The organism is Chryseotalea sp. WA131a (assembly GCA_025370075.1).
In the GTDB taxonomy this organism is placed as follows: Bacteria; Bacteroidota; Bacteroidia; order Cytophagales; family Cyclobacteriaceae; genus ELB16-189.
The window spans coordinates 3896319-3914302 of record CP073016.1 but is presented as its reverse complement, the minus strand read 5'-3'; the positions used below and the strand labels follow the sequence as shown (position 1 = coordinate 3914302).

At 42.2% G+C, this 17984-nt stretch carries 13 protein-coding genes; 4 read left to right on the top strand and 9 right to left on the bottom strand.

Features of this window, described 5'->3' with window-relative positions:
• Positions 1–68: 68 nt before the first annotated feature.
• Complete coding sequence (locus KA713_17970; GenBank protein UXE66317.1) at positions 69–3581, bottom strand: prolyl oligopeptidase family serine peptidase; 3513 nt, start codon at positions 3579–3581, stop codon at positions 69–71.
• A gap of 250 nt (positions 3582–3831) precedes the next feature.
• On the opposite strand from KA713_17970, the gene KA713_17965 reads away from it, so the two are divergent.
• Together KA713_17965 and KA713_17960 are read left to right on the top strand one after the other, a co-directional pair.
• Entirely contained in the window at positions 3832–3990 is a 159-nt protein-coding gene (locus KA713_17965; GenBank protein ID UXE66316.1) for a hypothetical protein, read from the top strand.
• Positions 3991–4079: 89 nt separating this feature from the next.
• Positions 4080–4445, top strand: a complete 366-nt coding sequence (locus tag KA713_17960; protein UXE66315.1) for a hypothetical protein — start codon at positions 4080–4082, stop codon at positions 4443–4445.
• A gap of 97 nt (positions 4446–4542) precedes the next feature.
• On the opposite strand, the gene cdaA is transcribed toward KA713_17960, so the two are convergent.
• Positions 4543–5400: a diadenylate cyclase CdaA gene (cdaA, locus tag KA713_17955; GenBank protein UXE66314.1), complete on the bottom strand. Its 858-nt coding sequence runs from the start codon at positions 5398–5400 to the stop codon at positions 4543–4545.
• Positions 5401–5495: 95 nt separating this feature from the next.
• A complete protein-coding gene (gene folP / locus KA713_17950) occupies positions 5496–6353 on the bottom strand; it encodes a dihydropteroate synthase (GenBank protein ID UXE66313.1) in 858 nt (285 codons plus the stop codon).
• A gap of 193 nt (positions 6354–6546) precedes the next feature.
• On the opposite strand from folP, the gene KA713_17945 reads away from it, so the two are divergent.
• Positions 6547–7083, top strand: a complete 537-nt coding sequence (locus tag KA713_17945) for a DUF1599 domain-containing protein (GenBank protein ID UXE66312.1) — start codon at positions 6547–6549, stop codon at positions 7081–7083.
• 162 nt (positions 7084–7245) lie between these two features.
• Here the strand turns inward: KA713_17945 and KA713_17940 are convergent, their stop codons facing one another.
• The 6 genes from KA713_17940 to KA713_17915 form a co-directional block, all read right to left on the bottom strand.
• Positions 7246–9498, bottom strand: a complete 2253-nt coding sequence (locus KA713_17940; protein UXE66311.1) for a TonB-dependent receptor — start codon at positions 9496–9498, stop codon at positions 7246–7248.
• A gap of 110 nt (positions 9499–9608) precedes the next feature.
• Entirely contained in the window at positions 9609–10871 is a 1263-nt protein-coding gene (locus tag KA713_17935; GenBank protein UXE66310.1) for an insulinase family protein, read from the bottom strand.
• A 5-nt stretch (positions 10872–10876) separates the two neighbouring features.
• A complete protein-coding gene (gene porV, locus KA713_17930) occupies positions 10877–12040 on the bottom strand; it encodes a type IX secretion system outer membrane channel protein PorV (GenBank protein ID UXE69182.1) in 1164 nt (387 codons plus the stop codon).
• Between the two features lie 26 nt (positions 12041–12066).
• Positions 12067–15450, bottom strand: a complete 3384-nt coding sequence (gene porU, locus KA713_17925; GenBank protein ID UXE66309.1) for a type IX secretion system sortase PorU — start codon at positions 15448–15450, stop codon at positions 12067–12069.
• Between the two features lie 12 nt (positions 15451–15462).
• Positions 15463–16146, bottom strand: a complete 684-nt coding sequence (pssA, locus tag KA713_17920; protein ID UXE66308.1) for a CDP-diacylglycerol--serine O-phosphatidyltransferase — start codon at positions 16144–16146, stop codon at positions 15463–15465.
• Positions 16143–16796, bottom strand: coding sequence for an MBL fold metallo-hydrolase (locus KA713_17915; protein UXE66307.1), 654 nt, complete (start codon positions 16794–16796; stop codon positions 16143–16145). The genes pssA and KA713_17915 overlap by 4 nt, the downstream gene beginning before the upstream one ends.
• A 72-nt stretch (positions 16797–16868) precedes the next feature.
• On the opposite strand from KA713_17915, the gene KA713_17910 reads away from it, so the two are divergent.
• Positions 16869–17972 carry an FAD-binding oxidoreductase gene (locus tag KA713_17910; protein ID UXE66306.1) on the top strand — a complete coding sequence of 368 codons (1104 nt, stop codon included), beginning with the start codon at positions 16869–16871 and terminating at the stop codon, positions 17970–17972.
• Positions 17973–17984 lie beyond the last annotated feature (12 nt).

Sequence of the window (17984 nt, the reverse complement as noted above, 5' to 3'; positions counted from 1 at the left end):
ACAATTCTGGGACAATGACAATTCTGGGATAATTTTTTCAAAAACACTTGCAGCAATAAAGAATTCGATCAAGGTTTGGGTGGGTTTGTCAATATCTTGCTTGTATCAAACAGATCGAAAACCAAAGCCATTTTGTACGATAACTCTCGGTATTGATCATAGCGTCCCGAACCTCCACCGTGTCCAGAATTAAAATCTGTTTTTAGCAAAATGGTGTTTTTACTCGTATTGTTTGCTCTGAGTTTGGCTACCATTTTTGCCGCCTCCCAATAAGAAACATTTCGATCGTTGAGGCCCGTGAAGAAAAACATATTAGGATAGCTCTGCTGCCGAACATTATCGTATGGCGAGTAGGACTTCATGTATTCATAAAACTTCTTTTGCTTGGGGTCGCCCCACTCTTCATATTCAACCGTGGTCAAAGGAAGCGATTCATCAAGCATGGAGTTGACTGCATCCACAAAAGGCACATCAAGAATGACTGCTTTAAACAGGTCTGGACGCATATTGGCAATAGCCCCCATCAATAAGCCACCAGCGCTTCCACCTTGTGCAACAATGTTGCCTGTTTGCACATATCCCTGTGCTACTAAATGTTCGGCACATGCAATAAAATCCGAAAACGTATTCTTTTTGTTGAGCAACTTACCATCGTCATACCATTGCATACCCAAGTCACTTCCTCCACGAACATGCGCAATAGCATAAATGAACCCACGGTCAATCCAAGAAAAAATAGAGCTGTTAAATCCAACTTCCATGGGGTAGCCATAGGCACCATACGAAGTTAGGAACACGCGCTTGCCATCCATTTTTTTATTGCTTTGAAGATATTTATTATACACCAAGGTAAGAGGCACTTTCCTCCCATCTTTTGTGGTTGCCCATAGTCGTTCCACTTTTATCGCGCGAGTCCAAGGCCTATTAGGAACCATCTGCTTTTTTACCAACTTTTGTTTACCGGTCTTCATATCGTAATTGAATACTTTAACGGGATCAGTGAATGACGAATATGAATACTGTAACGTATCGGTGGCCATCTCGGGGTTATAGCCCAAGGCCACATGACAGATAGATTCATTTGTTTTTAAAATGTCTTCCCTACGGGTGGCTATCTCAACTACTCGAAGTTGGGTTTGCGCATTCGATTTTTCACTCAATACATAGTAATTGTCGAAGAATTCTATGCTTTGTAAGAAAATATCGGTTCTATGTGGAATGAACTCTTTCCAGTTACGCGGGGAGTACTTTGCTGTATCCACTACCATTATCTTAAAATTGGAAGCATTTTTATTGGTCTGGATGTAAAACTTATCGTTGACATGATATACATCGTAGATATGTTTTTCTTCCCGCGGAAGAATCGACCGAAAATTACTTTCAGGGTTTCTCAATAAAAGGAAACTCGTTTCGCTAGCTGTTTTGCTTCGCGATGTGAGAAAAATAAACTGTTTCGACTTTGACCGACTGAGCGAAAGCGAAAAACGGTTGTCTTTTTCTTCTACGATAAGCTTGTCGGTAGATTGAGGAAGCCCAAGCCGATGTTTCATTACGCGATAAGACCGATCGGTTTTCGGCTCCTGAAGGGTATAGTAAAGAATTTCGTTACTAGCCCAAACTACATCGCCCACCTGAGTCAGGCTGTCAGAAAAGATTTTGCTGGTGGCTAACTCTTTAAATTTAATTGTGTAATCATTTGTTCCATCCGCGTTTTCGTAAAACGCCACTACGTTTGTATTCGGGCTCACAGCCGCTACACCGGCAGTGTAAAACTCTTTACCTACGGCCATTTCATTAACATCAAGCAAGAGTTCTTCCTTACCACCTTCTTTTTGCTTTCGATAAAATCTTGGATGTTCGTCATCAGGTTGATACCTATAGTAGTATGAAAATCCATCTTCTTGGGTAGGCAGAGATTCGAAACTTTTTTCCATCCTACTAGTGAGCTCAGAAAAAATAGCACGTTGGTTTTTTCTCAACGGTATGAAGTAGTTATCGGTATACTCATTTTCAGCAGTAAGATAATCCATTACTGGTTTATTGTTCTTTGGCGCTTTAGTGTCCTTTAGCCATGCGTACTCGTCAGTAGTCAACTCTCCATGTATTTTGAATTGATAGTTTTCTTTGAGGGCTATCGGGGGCAGGAGGCTCTCATCTTTTTTCTGCTTATCCGCAAACTGACGTTCAAGTTTTTTTGTCGATTCCATATCCAAGCGCACATCTTGCGGAACTGAATAGTTCGGAAAAGCACGTATATAGTTGTCCCAAAAAGTGGAATCATATTCTAAAGGGTAATCATACAACTGATTATGGTCTACGTTCGCAAACAATTCCTCTGGTTTGATTTTCTTTACCGAATCAGTACCTACTCTGTTTATAAATAGTTCAGTCACCGCATTGTAAGGAGTAACAGTTCCCTTAATCGTATCATTTATGATAAACTCATCCTCTTGGCGAAAGTGATACGGATACCACTTCCCTTTATACTCCTGATATGCTAGGGTTACTTTGTAATCAAAATGCTTTATCGCCATTGCATCATAACCACAGATGTATTTCTTAAGATTGGGTGGAACAACGTATTCTATTTTTCGTACTGCCAGAGAATTTCTATCTATATACATCTTTCCACTCAACATATTTTCCTTTACGTTTAACATGTACCGACCAAACTTCTTCTTTTTCTCCAACAAATTCAGTTTCGCAAGATCTACTCTTCGTTCGAAACCCAAAACATAAAGCCATTCATTTAGTTTTGAATCCAGTTCCTCCGTAAGCGTATATTCATATTTTGCGAAGTTCTTATTCTTTAAAAAGTATTCTTGTATTTTTATCAAGTCATTTCCTAACACGCTCATAGGTCCGCCTTCAATATTCGCATTCATGTTTTTTTTCGTCAGGTTGGCACTCGCTCTCGAATCAACAATCTTAACGCCATCATCTTTCAATGTTTTGTGCGAAAAATGTCCACGGTGCAGCCTTTCTCCCCAATAACCTGAAAGATTGCTGAGCGAACCGCGAACAAAGTATGGGTTAACAAAATCACGCCACTTATAATTATCACCTGTATAGGGAGTGTAGTAAAATTCGCAAACTGCATCGGCATACTTAATATATCCATTGTTTTCCCGCAGTGTTTCCCGGTAGTATCCGTCCATGTTAACAGCTGTATTTCCGTAATTCTTAGGCACTCGATCTAGTACTTTTCTAAGCAACTCTTTTGGCTTATACTCCCGTTGCGCTCTTATAATCACTTCACTTAGTTGATTTATCTCAGGGGCAAGCTTTACCTCTACATTCTTTACATTTTGTAAGGTTGAAAGGGATAGTTCAAAGGTCTTAAAGCCAACATAGGAAAACTGTAATATGCCCGTTTTATGCTGCTCGGGTATCGATATATGAAACTTTCCGTTCTCATCAGTTACCGTTCCAAGTTTTACATTTTTAAGCATAACATACGCAAAAGGAAGCGGCTTACTGTCTTCAATGTTGAAAACAACTCCCGAAATTAATGTTGTAGATTGTGATAGAGCGTTAATCGTGACAAAGATGCATGCAGTGAGTAGGATAGATTTTAGCATACTAGTTGGCCGTTTTATTCGTATTGTAAATTCTAAAATACAAGATATTCCATCACCGAACGAACCGGAACAAAGATTATTTTAGGAGGAAAAAAAATAAACCATTAACTGTAAACAAGTGGCCGCGCGAAAGTGGGTCTTAGGGATTGCTGCCCATTTTGTCTTCGCAGAGTTACCCGTTTCGGGAACTCTGCGTGATAATGACCTTCCGGGTTTAGCACAAGAAAAACAAAAGAGCTAAATTTAAACCATGAGCGTGCGCAGGGCGATAACCGAGTACGATGGGATTTACTTTGTCACCATTACTTGCAGTGGTTGGCGGCATCTGTTCCACTTAAGTGATGGGTATGCAGAAGTGTACAAATGGTTTGACCACTTGAAAGGCCAAGGGCATTATGTTGTAGGCTAGGTGATAATGCCCAACCACCTGCATGCGCTCATTAGTTAAACACCCAAGGCGTATCCATCAACTCAATCATAGGCGAGGGTAAACGGTTTATGTCCTATGGGATAGTGCGGAGGCTGCGGCAGGCAAATGAAACAGATGTAATATCAGAATTGTCTTCCATTGTAAAAGATACCGATAGAAAGCGCGGCAAGCGGCACGAAGTGTTCGAGCCATCGTTCGATTGGAAGGAGTGCATGAGCGACAAATTCATTTGCCAGAAACTTGACTACACTCATGCCAATCAGTGCAAGGGGAATTGGGCCTTAGTGGCAGATGAATGTGACTACATTCACAGTTCTGCAAAGTATTACCAGAAAGGCGAGCAAGGCATCTATGCCATTACAAGCTGGACTGAATTAAAAGACATAGATTTGACAAAAGCGATAACAAAAGCGCAGAGTTCCCGAAACGGGTAACTCTGCGAAGAATAAGGCGGTCAGTAGAAATACCTCCGCCTTTTCATTTTACTCGGATGACAGTAATTATCAATCATCGTTTGGTATCTAAATTTTACTAAGCCTTCATTCCTTCAGTAGATTCTGTCTCCAAGGCAACCTCTTCCCAATTCTGCGGCTCGGTGTTGTGCAGGTATTCTAAAATCTTTTGTTCGACTTGTTTGAGTTTTAAGCCTCGAATAAACTTTCCGTTTCGGGCTAAAATCAAACGGCCGGTTTCTTCGGAGATCGCCATCACCAACGTATCGGTTGTTTCGCTCATGCCAATGGCCGAGCGATGGCGCAAACCAAAGTGCGGAGGCAAATGGTCATTTTCGCTAACTGGCAATACACAGCGTGCTGCTTTTATTCTTCCTTGATAGATAATAGCTGCGCCATCGTGCAATGGACTGTTCTTACCAAAAATAGAAAGCAACAATCGCTTATTCACTTCTGCATCCAATGGATCGCCCGTTTCGGCATAGAATTTCAACTCCATATCACGCGAGAACACAATAAGGGCGCCTGTTCGAGTGACCTTCAGCGTTTTTACGGCTTCCATCAATTGCTGCACATCAAAATCATCGTGGTAGCTGCCGCGCCAGTTGGCAATCGATTTTAATATACTGCCTCGGTTGATTTCCGTGCTGCGGCCAATCAACAACAAAAACTTTCTGATTTCGGGCTGAAACAAAATAATCATGGCCAACACACCCACACCCATAAACTGACCGAGGATAGTGGCCAACAATTCCATTTGCGCTGCACGCACGATCAGGTACATAAGGTAAAGTGCCAGTATTCCCAAAAAAATATTCACAGCAATACTTCCGCGAATGAGTTTATAGATTTGGTAGAGTAAAATGCCCACCAACGCCACATCTACAAAATCAACCCAACTGATTTCTAAAAAACCGATTTTAAAAAGGAAAATCATCGTTGTAAAGGTAAGGATAAAGTAGGAGATGGGAGTTAGGATATAGGAGTGCGCCACCGAATACTGAATACCGACTACCACTCACCAATGACCACTTACCAACCACTATTATACTTTCCAACCAACTCAATCGTCTCCACCGCTTCCTTTACATCGTGAACGCGGAGAATGCTTGCGCCTTTGATTAGTGCAATGGTGTGCAAAGTAGTAGTCCCATTCAAGGCGTGTTCGGCATCGGTTTTCAATGTTCGCCATATCATTGACTTGCGTGATAGGCCAACCAACAATGGTTTTTCGAGCATCTTAAAATAATCCAACGCATTCAACAAGGTAAAATTTTGCTCAATGGTTTTAGAGAAACCAAAACCCACATCCACCATGCAATCTTTCACACCCATTAATCTTAGCTGGTAAACTTTGGGATGAAAGTAATCCATGATGTCTTTAATCAAATCTTCGTAATCGGTATGCTGCGTCATGGTTTGTGGGGTGCCACGCATGTGCATAAGCACGTAAGGAACCTGCAGTTCAGCAATCGTTGAAAACATTTGATTGTCCAATTCACCTCCCGAAATATCGTTGACCATGCAAGCCCCCACGTCAACGGCTTGTTTGGCAATGGAAGAACGAAAGGTATCTACCGAAATAAACGCCTTGGGGAATTGGTTGGCGATGGTTTTAATGGCAGGCAACACGCGCTGGCTTTCTTCTTCCAATGAAACATCTTCAGCCCCTGGCCGTGAAGAATATCCGCCTACATCCAAAAAGGTAGCTCCTTCGGCAAGCATTTTTTCAGCTTGCTTCAAAACAGAATTTAAATCCATCTGCCTGCTGCCAGCATAAAAACTATTGGGCGTTACGTTAATGATGCCCATCACTTTGGGTTGCGATAGATCAATCAACTCGCCACGACAGTTAAGGGTTTTATTGGTAGGGAACAATTCGTTGCTCATCTATTTGGGACTTGGGAAATTGGGTGTTAGGACTTAGGTATTAGGTGGTTGGTAGTAAGAGTAAGCGGTGTTCGGTATTCGATGGCCTCTGCTCAGCTCCACTATCCTATCTCCCATATTCTAAATTCTGACTTCTAAATTCTGACTTCTAAATTCTGACTTCTAAATTCTACTATCTACCTTCGCCCAACTTATGAACGAAAAAACTTCGCACGAATATAAAGAGGTAATGGCCGGTTGCAAAGCCCTGTTTGCCAAGAAGACGCATGATTATGGCACGGCTTGGAGAGTATTGCGATTGCCAAGTATCACCGACCAGATTTTTATCAAAGCTCAGCGCATCCGCAGCATACAAGACAAAGGCATTCAAAAAGTAGGCGACCCGATTAAGGATGAATTTGTAGGCATCATCAACTATTGCTTAATCGCCATGATGCAAATGGAACTGGCCGAATCCAATAAAATGGATTTGCGTTTTGAGGAACTAGAACCCTTGTATGATAAGGCTGCGGCCGAAACATTTGATTTACTGCAAAACAAAAACCACGACTATGGCGAAGCTTGGCGCGACATGCGCGTGAGTTCCATTACCGACATTATTTTAATGAAACTGTTTCGCGTAAAGCAGATTGAAGACAATCAAGGCAAAACATTGGCCAGCGAAGGCGTGCGGGCAAACTATCAGGACATGATCAACTATGCGGTATTTTGCCTGATTAAGCATAAATAATCTTCCAATAACCTCTTTTTAAAAAACGATAACATCTCCATCTCCCCTATTTCAGGGGTTTTTCACCAAAAACTAGCTTACCATCATGGATAAGAAAACATCTATCCAGTTTATAAAAGCAAAGGCTAGAAGAAACCAACATCAAAACGGATAAGGTAACTGCTATTTCATTTTATACCCTACTGATAAGAAGAATGTCCTGCCATCGCTAGGCAAAACGCCAGGGCCCGGGTAGCCGCCTGATCTGCGGGTAAAATAATTTTCATTCGTTAGGTTGTTGACCCCTGCTTTCAACAAAAATCCTACCCTGCTTTCATAGCTTACCGTAGCATCGAAAACATTGTAGGATGGTATTGAACCATTTTGGCCGTTGGTTGATGGCAGTATGGTGTTATTTGCATCGGCAAAAACTTGGTCGGTATAGCTGTGCTGCAGGGTAGTCGAAAATCCTTTATAAGAATAGGTGATCCCTGATCGCAAAATATTTTCCGGGGCATACTCTACCCGTTTATCACGGTAGTTGGTCTCCGATAAAGCATTGTTAACAACAGTAACCACCCGAAAGCTGTTGTAACGCGCCTGGTTATAGGCGTAAGAAGCAAACAAGGAGACATCTCCCCAGCTAGGTCTTACCGAAAATAATTTTGCAATCGATGCTTCTGCAAAGACTTCTGCCCCCATGCTGGTGCTGCCGCCCACGTTGGTTCTAAAATTATAGAACGAGCCATCTTGTCGCTGTTGGCGAATGGTGCCAATTCTATTTTGATAATCTAACCAATACGCACTCACATCAAATTTGAACACCTCTCGGAGCGTGCCCCGATAACCGATATCGATGTTTAGGCCACTGGCATCGGTTAGATTAGCATCAATCACATCGGTGGTGGGGGCGGCTGTCAAATCGCTAAATTGAACAGGCCGATACGATTGGGTAGCATTGGCATAGAGTGTGGTGGCACGTGAGAGTGAATATTCTGCCCCTAGCCCGGCCAAAACAAAAGAGCGGTCGCGCGTTTGATTTTGAAGATAAATCGGATTGTTGTTGGTCAAACCATTGTATCCCAAAGCTTCTGCCGTAATGTATTCGTATCGGATGCCGGGTACAATCAACAATCGATCGGTCAATTGAAATAAATTTTCAGCAAAGAGTGCAAAATTGCCACTGGCATAATCAATATCTGAACTCCACACAGAGCCAGCTACTTGTTGAAGGGTGTAGTTGCTTCCAGCAGTGCCTACTCCACCCCTAAATCGATAGGTATTGCCATTATAAAAACGAAGCCCTGCACTTAAGCTATTGTGTTGTGCGCCCAGTTTGTAATGCAACAAGTACCTTGCTTCCAAGCCGTAGTTGCGATATTGGTCAATGTCAATTGTTCGGTTGTTAAAGGCTCCTGTAGTTGTATTGAGCGTGTCCGCGATTACAATTCCACCGCCAGGCGCAAATCCTATACTGTTTCGATCGGCTACAATGCCAAATGTTTTTACATTTAATCGTTGATTATTAGTGATGGTGTAATCTAATGTAATGCCCGAGGTAAGCCATTGCAATTCAAACCAGTTGCGCGAACGTAAACTTTGCCGTGGGTTTTGAAGAAATTGCTTATCGGTTAGGCCGCCCGGCTGTTGACTAAGGCTTTCCCATTTTGTCAAATCTGCTGTAATAGAAAGTTTGGGATTGATTTTAAACGTAAACGAACCTGAAAGCGTATTACTTCTAAATTGATTATTGTTTCGCCAACCATTGCCTGAACGATGATCGTAAAAAACGTAGTAGTTCAATTTCTTGGTCTTTCCACCAATGGCATTGTACGAGTTAAAAAGACCGTTACTGCCCACCGTTTGGTTGGTTTCAATTTGAAAGGGCTTGGTAAACTCACTTCCGTTTTTTAAAATGTAGTTGACCATGCCGCCCAATTGTGGCCCATATTGCAATGAACCATGACCACGCACAATTTCTATCCGTTGCACCGATTGTAGCTGCGGGTTGTAATAAGCTTCTGGATACCCGTACGGATCGGCCGCTATGTCAAATCCATTTTGGCGAACATTAAATTCCCACGATCGGTTGGGGCTCAAGCCACGTGCTGCAATATTGATTTGAATACCGCTGCCATCACTCTCCCAAACAAAAATGCCAGGTACCTTGCTGAGCACTTGCCGCATGGTATTGGAAACAATGTTGCCCTGCACATTGTCCATTACCACCATAGAGCTTTTTTTGCCCGCATAAATTTGGGTTCCTACAATTTGCGGTAGTTGATGAATATCTGATTTGCTTCCTTTACCAACAACGGTAAGTTCTGGAAGAACCTGAACAGGAATGGAATCCTGGACTGCAGTTGATTCCTGAGATTGAGCAAAAATTAAATTTTGGAGTAAAGCGATTGTTATCGTTAAGAAGATTTTTTCCACTGTTATTTAGAATAATTATAAACAGTGCAAAAGAATGATCTATTTAGAATCATTCCAAATAAAATAGTTAACACATTTATAAACTCTTTAAAATCAGTTAATTAAAAAAATTACCCGACAGAAATCTGATGAAATAAACCCCAAGTCATCAAGCTATTGGCAACAGATTGCAAGGTATCAGGTGAGGCAGAGGCCACTGATTGAGAAAGGCGGGTGTAATAGTCAGAGGGAAGCTCGTTAAGGCGAATGTTTTTGATTTTCTCTGTCACAGAAAATGGATTGGAAAGCTCGAGTTGCAATGAACCCAAAAAGTGATTACGGCCTACTTCCAATTCATGGTTTGAAATTGGTTCTTGTTGAAGGCGTACGATCTCTTTTTGGATTTCATCCATTGTCAATTCTCGCTTATCAACGTTAACATCGGTGCCGATTGAAAATACCGAAGCGTTTTTATGGGCCGATACTGAAGAATGAATCCCGTAGGTCAATCCCTTTTCTTCGCGGATGTTCTTCATCAGACGAGAACCAAAGTAGCCACCCAATAAATGATTGACCAACAGCAATTGAAAATAATCTGGATGATGACGGCCAATGGTTTGATTTCCTATTCGCAACGAAGATTGCAAACTGCCAGCCTTTTCAATTTGAGCAATCTTGTTTTGGCTTTCCATCCTCACAGGCTGAAGTGCATTTGGTTTTGATGGAGCAAATTGTGAAAGAGCTTTCACCACCTCGCCTATTTGCCAATCAGTCAATGAACCCGTTACATATACTTCAAAGGGCTGGCATCGATCTTTAAAAAACTGATGGAGGCCTTTACTGGTAATGGTAGTTTCTACTTCTTCAATATCCAGCGTGCTACCATACGGATGATGGGCACCGAATACATTTTTTTTAAACTGCTTGGATGCCAAGTAACTATTCTTCTCTAGGTTTACTTTCAAATTTTCAATGAAGATGGCCTTCATCAAATCCAACTCGTGTTCAGGAAACGTAGGTTCCGAAAGCATGGCCATCATCATGGGCAATACTTTGTCGAGTTTATTGCTCAGGGAGTAGACAGATAAAGAAGAAAAATCTGAACCTGCGGATAGTTCGATCTGTGCACCATATAAATCCAACACTTCGGCAATTTGCTCGGCCGAAAATTTGCCCGCCCCTTTTTCTAACATTGATAACGTAAAGTGGGCTAAGCCAATGGTTGGTTCATACCACTTGCCAGCCTTCATTACTACCTCAATTTTTACAACCTGTTGTTGCAAATCCTTTACCCAAATAAGGGTATTGCCAGTGGCAAAAGGAATGATTTCAGGTTTAGGAAGCGGAAATGAAAATTCTTTCGCAAATGGGGGTGCAACGGTGCGGTCAAGCATGCCTATCAATCTGTAACAGATTCTTCTGCTTTGGCCTTGGTTGGCAGCACATAAAACAAAGTGAACCGCAGTGTTTCTGCCAAAGCACTTTCGCGGCCATTCGTTGGAACTAAATAGGCAGCATCAAAACCAAACTCATTTAGTTTTGCGCCAAGACCAATGGTTAAGTATTTGCGATTACCTTTATCTTGGGCTTCAAAAAAATAACCCAATCGTCCAGCAAACGTATTATTGTACCAATACTCGACACCTGCTGAAATGGTAACTTCCCGCAGCTCTTCTGTAAATCCTCCCTTTGCGTCACTGAAAGAACCAAACATTCCATTCAATAAAGATTTTTGAGAACTTCCCGGACCAGGACTTGGAACCATTAGTTTGTTGAAATCCAATGCAAAGGTAAGTGTGTTCATAGCATCTAATTCTGTTTTGTAGGCGCCACCGATGCGAAGATTGGTCGGAATAAAATTAGCAGAAGTGGAGTTCGTATAGGTCATTTTCGCACCAATGTTACTAATGGATGCGCCCCAGGATAAGGTTGCATTTTTTGACTCCAAGGGCTTGGTATAAAACACACCAAGGTCCACTGCCACCGATTGACCGGGTTGTGCATCTACGCCTCCACTTTGTAAAGAGCCAGTAAGGTTAGAATGAATATAACGCAATGTACCTCCAATGCTAAGGTGGTCTGTTAACAAGCGAGAATAGGTAAAATCTACCGCAAATTCGCGCGGATTGAAGCGACCCAATGGTTGATTCGTTCCGTCTCTAAAATCAATTTGACCCAAGTCGAAATATTTTAAGGAGGCTGCTACCGCCTCTTCTCTATTAATTTTATAAAACCCTGTTAGGTATAGAATTTTCATATCATTAATGATCTTACCAAGCCAAGGAGTATAGGAAAGTGATCCACCATAACCTTTATCGATATATACTAGCTTGGCGGCATTCCAATAGGCAGAATTCAGATCAGGCGATGTTGCAACACCAGCGTCACCCATACCTGCAGCACGGGAATCAGGAGTGATGGTAAGGAAAGGAACGGCTGTAGTGATGTTTCTATTCAGTGTGTCTTGCCCAATAACAAAACCTGGGTTCGATCCTTGCGAAAAGGCATCAAAGGAAAGACTGCCTGAGCAGAACAGAACAACGTATAGACTTAACTTCTTCATCATCAAATTTAGAGGGGTAAAGGTAACTAATTCGTTAAAATAATCTTGGCCGATTTTTCAGCATTCGAGCCATCGGACTCAGAACGAACAAATAACCTGATTACATATAAACCATTGCCTAATTTTCTTCCGTTGCTATCTACAGCATTCCATTCGGGCAAACTTACTTGATATTGGCTCTCGGGAATGCTATACTCCTCTGAAAAAACCCACTGCCCTGTAAGGCTGTAGACCACAACATTTGCCTTTAAGTCTTCGCCTGGTCGGTTGTGGGTAAACCAAAACTGAGTCGATTCGGTAACCGGATTCGGATAGTTGGCAACTTGTTCAATCACCAACTGACCGCCTTCACTCACCACAAAATCAAGGGAAGTTAGGCTTGTATTGTTATAGGTGTCGGAGGCCGATAGCGTAATGTTGTGTTTTCCCTTGGCCAACGTATCGATGGGAAAAGTTAACGTCCCTTGTTGAAAATTATCTTTATCAGCCACATAGTAATCATTCACCACAAACTTGAATTTCCCATCCAATGTAGCAACCAGACTTTTATCAGGATTGATACCCGATACATTGATTCCACTTTTGTCAAACAAACGGGCCACTAATTTGGTATTGGGGGCAACCAATCCACTTGGCACAAACGTAGTATCGCCCATAAAAAGTTGTGCGGTTGGAGGCATGGTATCGGAGGGTGGGGCAGGCTCCTGCCCGCCAATCAAAAAGTTAGTGGAAAAACCAAACGCCTCTCCTCCATCCGTAGAAAATGCATATGCACTTAGTTTTCCTTTGTCTACTGTGGTAGCAACATTGGCCGGCATTACAAAATTGAATTGAAAGGCTCCGTTGGTTACAGAGGCCTTTCCTTGAAAAAGAATGTTGGACCATTGTGTAAAGGTAAAAGGCGGGTTTTCGTTTCCCTTGGTCACTTCAGTAGTTGGCTTGTCAAACAAAGTTATTTCCAACTCACCCGAAAAAGAACTGACAACACTACCATTACTTTTTATTTGGCCTTTCATCGTAACGTTCGACAAACCCTTTAAAGTGGTCGATCCACTGGCGGTTTTAACCTCATCAACGGTTACTTGATTGCTGCCCACAAACAGTTTCATCGATGGATCGCCCAGCAAAGAAAAATTTCTATTTCCAAGAGTAAGACTGTTATTTTTCGTATCTCTAAGAATGCTGCCCAAATCACGAAACTGATTATTTATTTTGTTGAAAAATGAAAGGTAAAAAGCACGATTCAATGTAAAATTGGTTGACGAATTTACAGGACGGGCGGTGGTCACCAACCCGATTCCACCTCCTTTTGGCTGTAATAATATTTTTTCTCCACTTGAAATAATAAACGGGTCATCGTTGCGGCCAAACTCGCAGGTGGCCGTTACAAAAAGTGGATACATAGGTGCGTTTTTCCAACTTAAAACAGTTTGCTCGGTCAGTACTTGCTCCTGCATCCACACGCGTTCGCTACCGTGGCCGGTGTAATTCACAATGGCTTGCCCTTTTCGCACAGCAAAATCCAATGCTTTAGCAGCCTCTGGGCTAAAGGGTCCGGTGTTACGTTCAATTTGATTGTAAGAATCCAAGTATAGCTTTTTTACATCAAATTCCGGATTGCTGGCATCAATCGACATGGCTAACTGATCGGCCTGGCTTTGGTGGATATTAAATTCACCATCATCGGCTACAAACAAAAAATCTTTGTGCCATGATCCTTTGCGACTTTCGGTATCATACGAAATCAACTTATCAACAACTGCCTTAGCTTCGTCTTTTGACTTTACAGGCAAACGACCGATCCCAATGTTCATGGTTGAATTTTGTGCCGGGCTTTCCAGCCAATCACCTTCGTTATCATCCAGCAATGCAAAGTAATCATCTGATGAATAGGTCTCCAGCGGGCTTAACGAATTAACGGACTCGTAAATGGGAACATAATTGGTATTGTTCAGCACACGGTTCTTATAATCATAGGAACCGCGGCCAAACAACAACACGTTTTGCAACGATGAACTGGGTCTTCGGTATACATCGCGAATAAAATCGCGCAAGGCAGTAAAGTCTTGTTTACCACCCGAATACTCGTTGTACACTTGGTCGGTAGTTACCACTTGGACTGATAGCCCAGATTTTGTTTTGCGATGTGTGGCAAGTCGGTTTGCTTCTGCCTCAAACAGTGGGTTGGTAATAATAATAAGCTGTGCCGGTGAAAGTGCATGCAGGTTTTGATTTTCAACTTTCAATTCAAAGGTAGGTGCAGTTGCCTTTGCAGGATTGAATACAACAAATTGTTTTAGACTTGCCGTAGCGGTTGAAAAACTAGTTTGTGTGCCCGATTGATTGGTGTTTTGGAACTGCACTTTAAATGGATCGGTAATATCCCAAACTACACTGGTTGCACTTGTATTGTTGACGATGAAATTGGAAACAGCATTTGATAGACTGGCAGAAGTAAGAAATGAGGTAATGTCACCATATTGCGCCAGTTGTCGCTTGAACGAAAACAGAAAATAATTCAGGTAGCCAACAGAGAGACCCATACCGCCCTTCGCAAATTGATATTTGATTTCTTGAGTTGCGCGCGAGGAAGCTAGCACTGCGTTGCTCACCAACTGAAGCGTATCGGCTACTTTTCTTCCTTTGATGGCATAGGTAGTATTGGGGACTGCTGCAATGGGCTGAGTAAGTATTTCGGTATTGTTAAAGAAAACTTTGAAGGAGCAATCGGTAATGGATTGTGCCATCACTGCGCTTGTAAATTTGATGGGGGAATTAGCCGTAATCCCTGAGATAGTAAATTGAACGGTAGCTTCTAAGGTATTGTCGAACTGCTCACCAAACCACTCTCTGCCTGATTTCAGCAAATTGAATTTTTCATTTTCATAAAAAGCGTAGTCGTCAAATTCTTGAATGGTTGGGTAACTGCCTGCCACATTGGGAGAGTTGCCCAAACGCTTACCAGGAGAATCACTAACGGTTAAAAAATAAAAATTCTTATCGGTAAACAAATTATTTTGATAGGCAAACATTTGCTTTTGGGTGTTGAAGCTTATCCGATCGGGGCCTTGGCCAAAGAAAAGAACAAAATCTTGTCCATTAAATTTTCCATCCTCCTCTCCGGTAACGGAAATGGCCAACTCGGTTAGGTCTTGCATGCGCACAGCGCTATTTGCTTGAGGCAGCATACCGGTTGAAAAAGAATAGACTCGAATATTTTTGGGATCAATCTGATCGGGATTGATGCCTACGCTGCGGAGTTGATTATAATCGATGCGGTAAATACCATCATTGGTTACCGAAAACTTGTACCACTGGCCAGACGAGAGCACAGAATTCTGTTGTGCTGCCAACCTAACTGGAGCAAACGCCATCAACGCGACAAACAATATGATTCTTTGGTGATTCAATTTCTTTACAAACTACAACTTCCAACCTATTGCACTATCCACTAACGATGACACGATGTAAAGTAGTATAATCAACGGAATAGCGCTTACCTGAAACAATACCAGTAACAATACCGATATTCCGATAAAGGTAAACCTCAGCCAATTATCTGCCCAGCTAAAATTCTTGAACTTGAAGGCAAAAAAACGAAGTGGAGAAACCAACAGAAACGAAAAAACAAGAGTAATGGCCACCAATACCTCTTCTTGAAACAACCATGGCCCCACTTGAAAAGCAATCAACGGAAGTGAAGTGACAAATAATGTATTCGCGGGTGTGTTTAATCCTTTGAACGAATCGCTTTGTGTTTCATCAACATTAAAAATGGCCAAACGCAGCGCTGAAAAAACAGCGATCATAAATGCGACATAGGGCAACCATGTGTGGGATGTGGTTGCGCCAATCATTTTGTACATCACCATGGCGGGGAGCAATCCAAAGCTGATGACATCTGCCAGCGAATCTAACTCTTTGCCGATGGGGGAGCTTACTTTTAACCAACGGGCCGCAAAGCCATCAAAAAAATCAAACGTGGCAGCAGCCCATACAAAATAGGCAGCAGGCGTTGACCAACCTTCGAGGCAGGCCACGATACCCAAGCAGCCGCAAAAGAGATTGCAGGAGGTAAGAAAATTTGGAATGCTTTTTCGGATCATGCGCGAATGGACAAGGCACAAAAAGGGTTGTACATTTTTTCTTCGCCTAGGGTGGTGGGGGCACCGTGGCCGGGGAAAACTTCTACCTCATCGGGCAATAAAAATAATTTCTTTTGAATACTGTCGATCAATGTTTGATGGTTGCCCCCCGGTAAATCGGTACGGCCAATGCTGCGTTGAAACAATACATCGCCCGCAAAAATCTTTTTCTCTCCCTCATCATAAAAAGCAATGTGACCAGGCGCATGGCCTGGCAAAAAAAGGACCGACCACTTGGTATTGCCAAACGACACCGTATCGCCTTCCGCTAAAAATTGATCGGGCAAAACTTCTTGATAATTAGGAAAGCCATAGTTGGGCGCGTATGACTTTACGGCCCGCAACACCGGTTCTTCTTTGGCATGGATGAGAAATGGTACTTGATATTGGCTCTTTACAAAATAATTGCCCAACACATGATCGATATGGCAATGGGTATTTAACAAAAACTTAATGTTTAAACCTTCATGTTGGATGTAATCGGTCAGCATCTGCCGCTCTTTTTTTTCACAACAACCCGGGTCGATGATGACGGCTTGCTTCGTTTCGTCAAACACTACATAGGTGTTTTCAGCAAAGGGGTTGAACTCGAATGTTTTTATTGACAACATGAAGGGCAAAGGTAGTAAAATAGTCTCATTGGAATTGATTGAAATATTTGTTGAAAATTAGGACTTTCTGAAATGCATCGACTTAACCTCAAAAGATTTTACCCTTATCTTTCACCCATCAAAACACAACTAGATTATATCATTATCGGTCAAGGGTTGGCAGGCTCAGCTTTAGCCTTAGAACTTTCTGCGCGCGGAAAAAAAATAATGGTAATCGATGAGCCGAACCGCAACTTAAGTTCGCGCGTGGCTGCGGGTATGGTCAACCCTTTTGCTAGCAAGGGTTTGATAAAAACTTGGATGGCCGAAACTATTTTTCCACATCTGCATTCCTTTTATGCATCTGCGGAAAGATTGTTGCAAACAAGTTTCTTTTTTCCAGCGCTTATCTATCGGCCTTTTTTGACCATCGAAGAACAAAATCATTGGATTGCTACGACCAGCGATCCTTCTATTGCTTACTTTGTTGACGCTACCTTCACAACATCTACTTATGGAAATCAAATTCACGATCCGCTAGGTGGGATTGTAGCTAGGTGGGGCGGATACTTAGATGCCAATTTGTATTTAGATAGCGTGCGCAATTGGCTGGTCGATCTAGAATCCTTTCGAGGCAAACGATTCAATATTTCAGAACTAAATGAAACGGAGGCTGGTGTTTCGTATCAAGATATTCACGCTTCAAAAGTTATTTTTTGCACAGGTATTCCAACGGCTAGTGACTTCGGTTGGCTACCGGTGATCAAATTAAAAGGCGAAGTGCTTCAGATAAAACTAAACGAAGTGCCTGACCTTATTTATAATCGCGGAGTTTATGCAGTGGCATCGGGTCAACCAATGATCTACAAGGCTGGATCAACCTACCAATTAAAAAACATAACGGAAGGCATAACCGAAGCAGGTCGTAACGAACTAGAGATTAAATTAAAGCAACTTTTTAAACTTCCATTTGAAACCGTTGGGCAGGATTGGGGTTTGCGTCCCACCACCATCGACCGGAAACCCGTGCTGGGTTATTGGCCGGGTTTCGAAAACCGGATCATTTTCAATGGCTTAGGCACAAAAGGGGTAAGTTTGGCTCCTTATTTCTCGGGGGTGCTGGCCGATTGGCTGGAGGGCAAAATAGAATTGAAAAAGGAAGTCAATATTAAACGGTTTAAAGCGTTATATTCGTAGTTTAGTCAGCAT

Bases quoted from the DNA above. Each gene is read 5' to 3' on its own strand.
- KA713_17970 (UXE66317.1), bottom strand. From the start codon at position 3,581: ATGCTAAAATCTATCCTACTCACTGCATGCATCTTTGTCACGATTAAC.
- KA713_17945 (UXE66312.1), top strand. From the start codon at position 6,547: ATGAACGAAAAAACTTCGCACGAATATAAAGAGGTAATGGCCGGTTGC.
- KA713_17960 (UXE66315.1), top strand. From the start codon at position 4,080: ATGTCCTATGGGATAGTGCGGAGGCTGCGGCAGGCAAATGAAACAGAT.
- KA713_17965 (UXE66316.1), top strand. From the start codon at position 3,832: ATGAGCGTGCGCAGGGCGATAACCGAGTACGATGGGATTTACTTTGTC.
- cdaA (UXE66314.1), bottom strand. From the start codon at position 5,400: ATGATTTTCCTTTTTAAAATCGGTTTTTTAGAAATCAGTTGGGTTGAT.
- pssA (UXE66308.1), bottom strand. From the start codon at position 16,146: ATGATCCGAAAAAGCATTCCAAATTTTCTTACCTCCTGCAATCTCTTT.
- KA713_17910 (UXE66306.1), top strand. From the start codon at position 16,869: ATGCATCGACTTAACCTCAAAAGATTTTACCCTTATCTTTCACCCATC.
- porV (UXE69182.1), bottom strand. From the start codon at position 12,040: ATGAAGAAGTTAAGTCTATACGTTGTTCTGTTCTGCTCAGGCAGTCTT.
- KA713_17935 (UXE66310.1), bottom strand. From the start codon at position 10,871: ATGCTTGACCGCACCGTTGCACCCCCATTTGCGAAAGAATTTTCATTT.
- folP (UXE66313.1), bottom strand. From the start codon at position 6,353: ATGAGCAACGAATTGTTCCCTACCAATAAAACCCTTAACTGTCGTGGC.
- KA713_17915 (UXE66307.1), bottom strand. From the start codon at position 16,796: ATGTTGTCAATAAAAACATTCGAGTTCAACCCCTTTGCTGAAAACACC.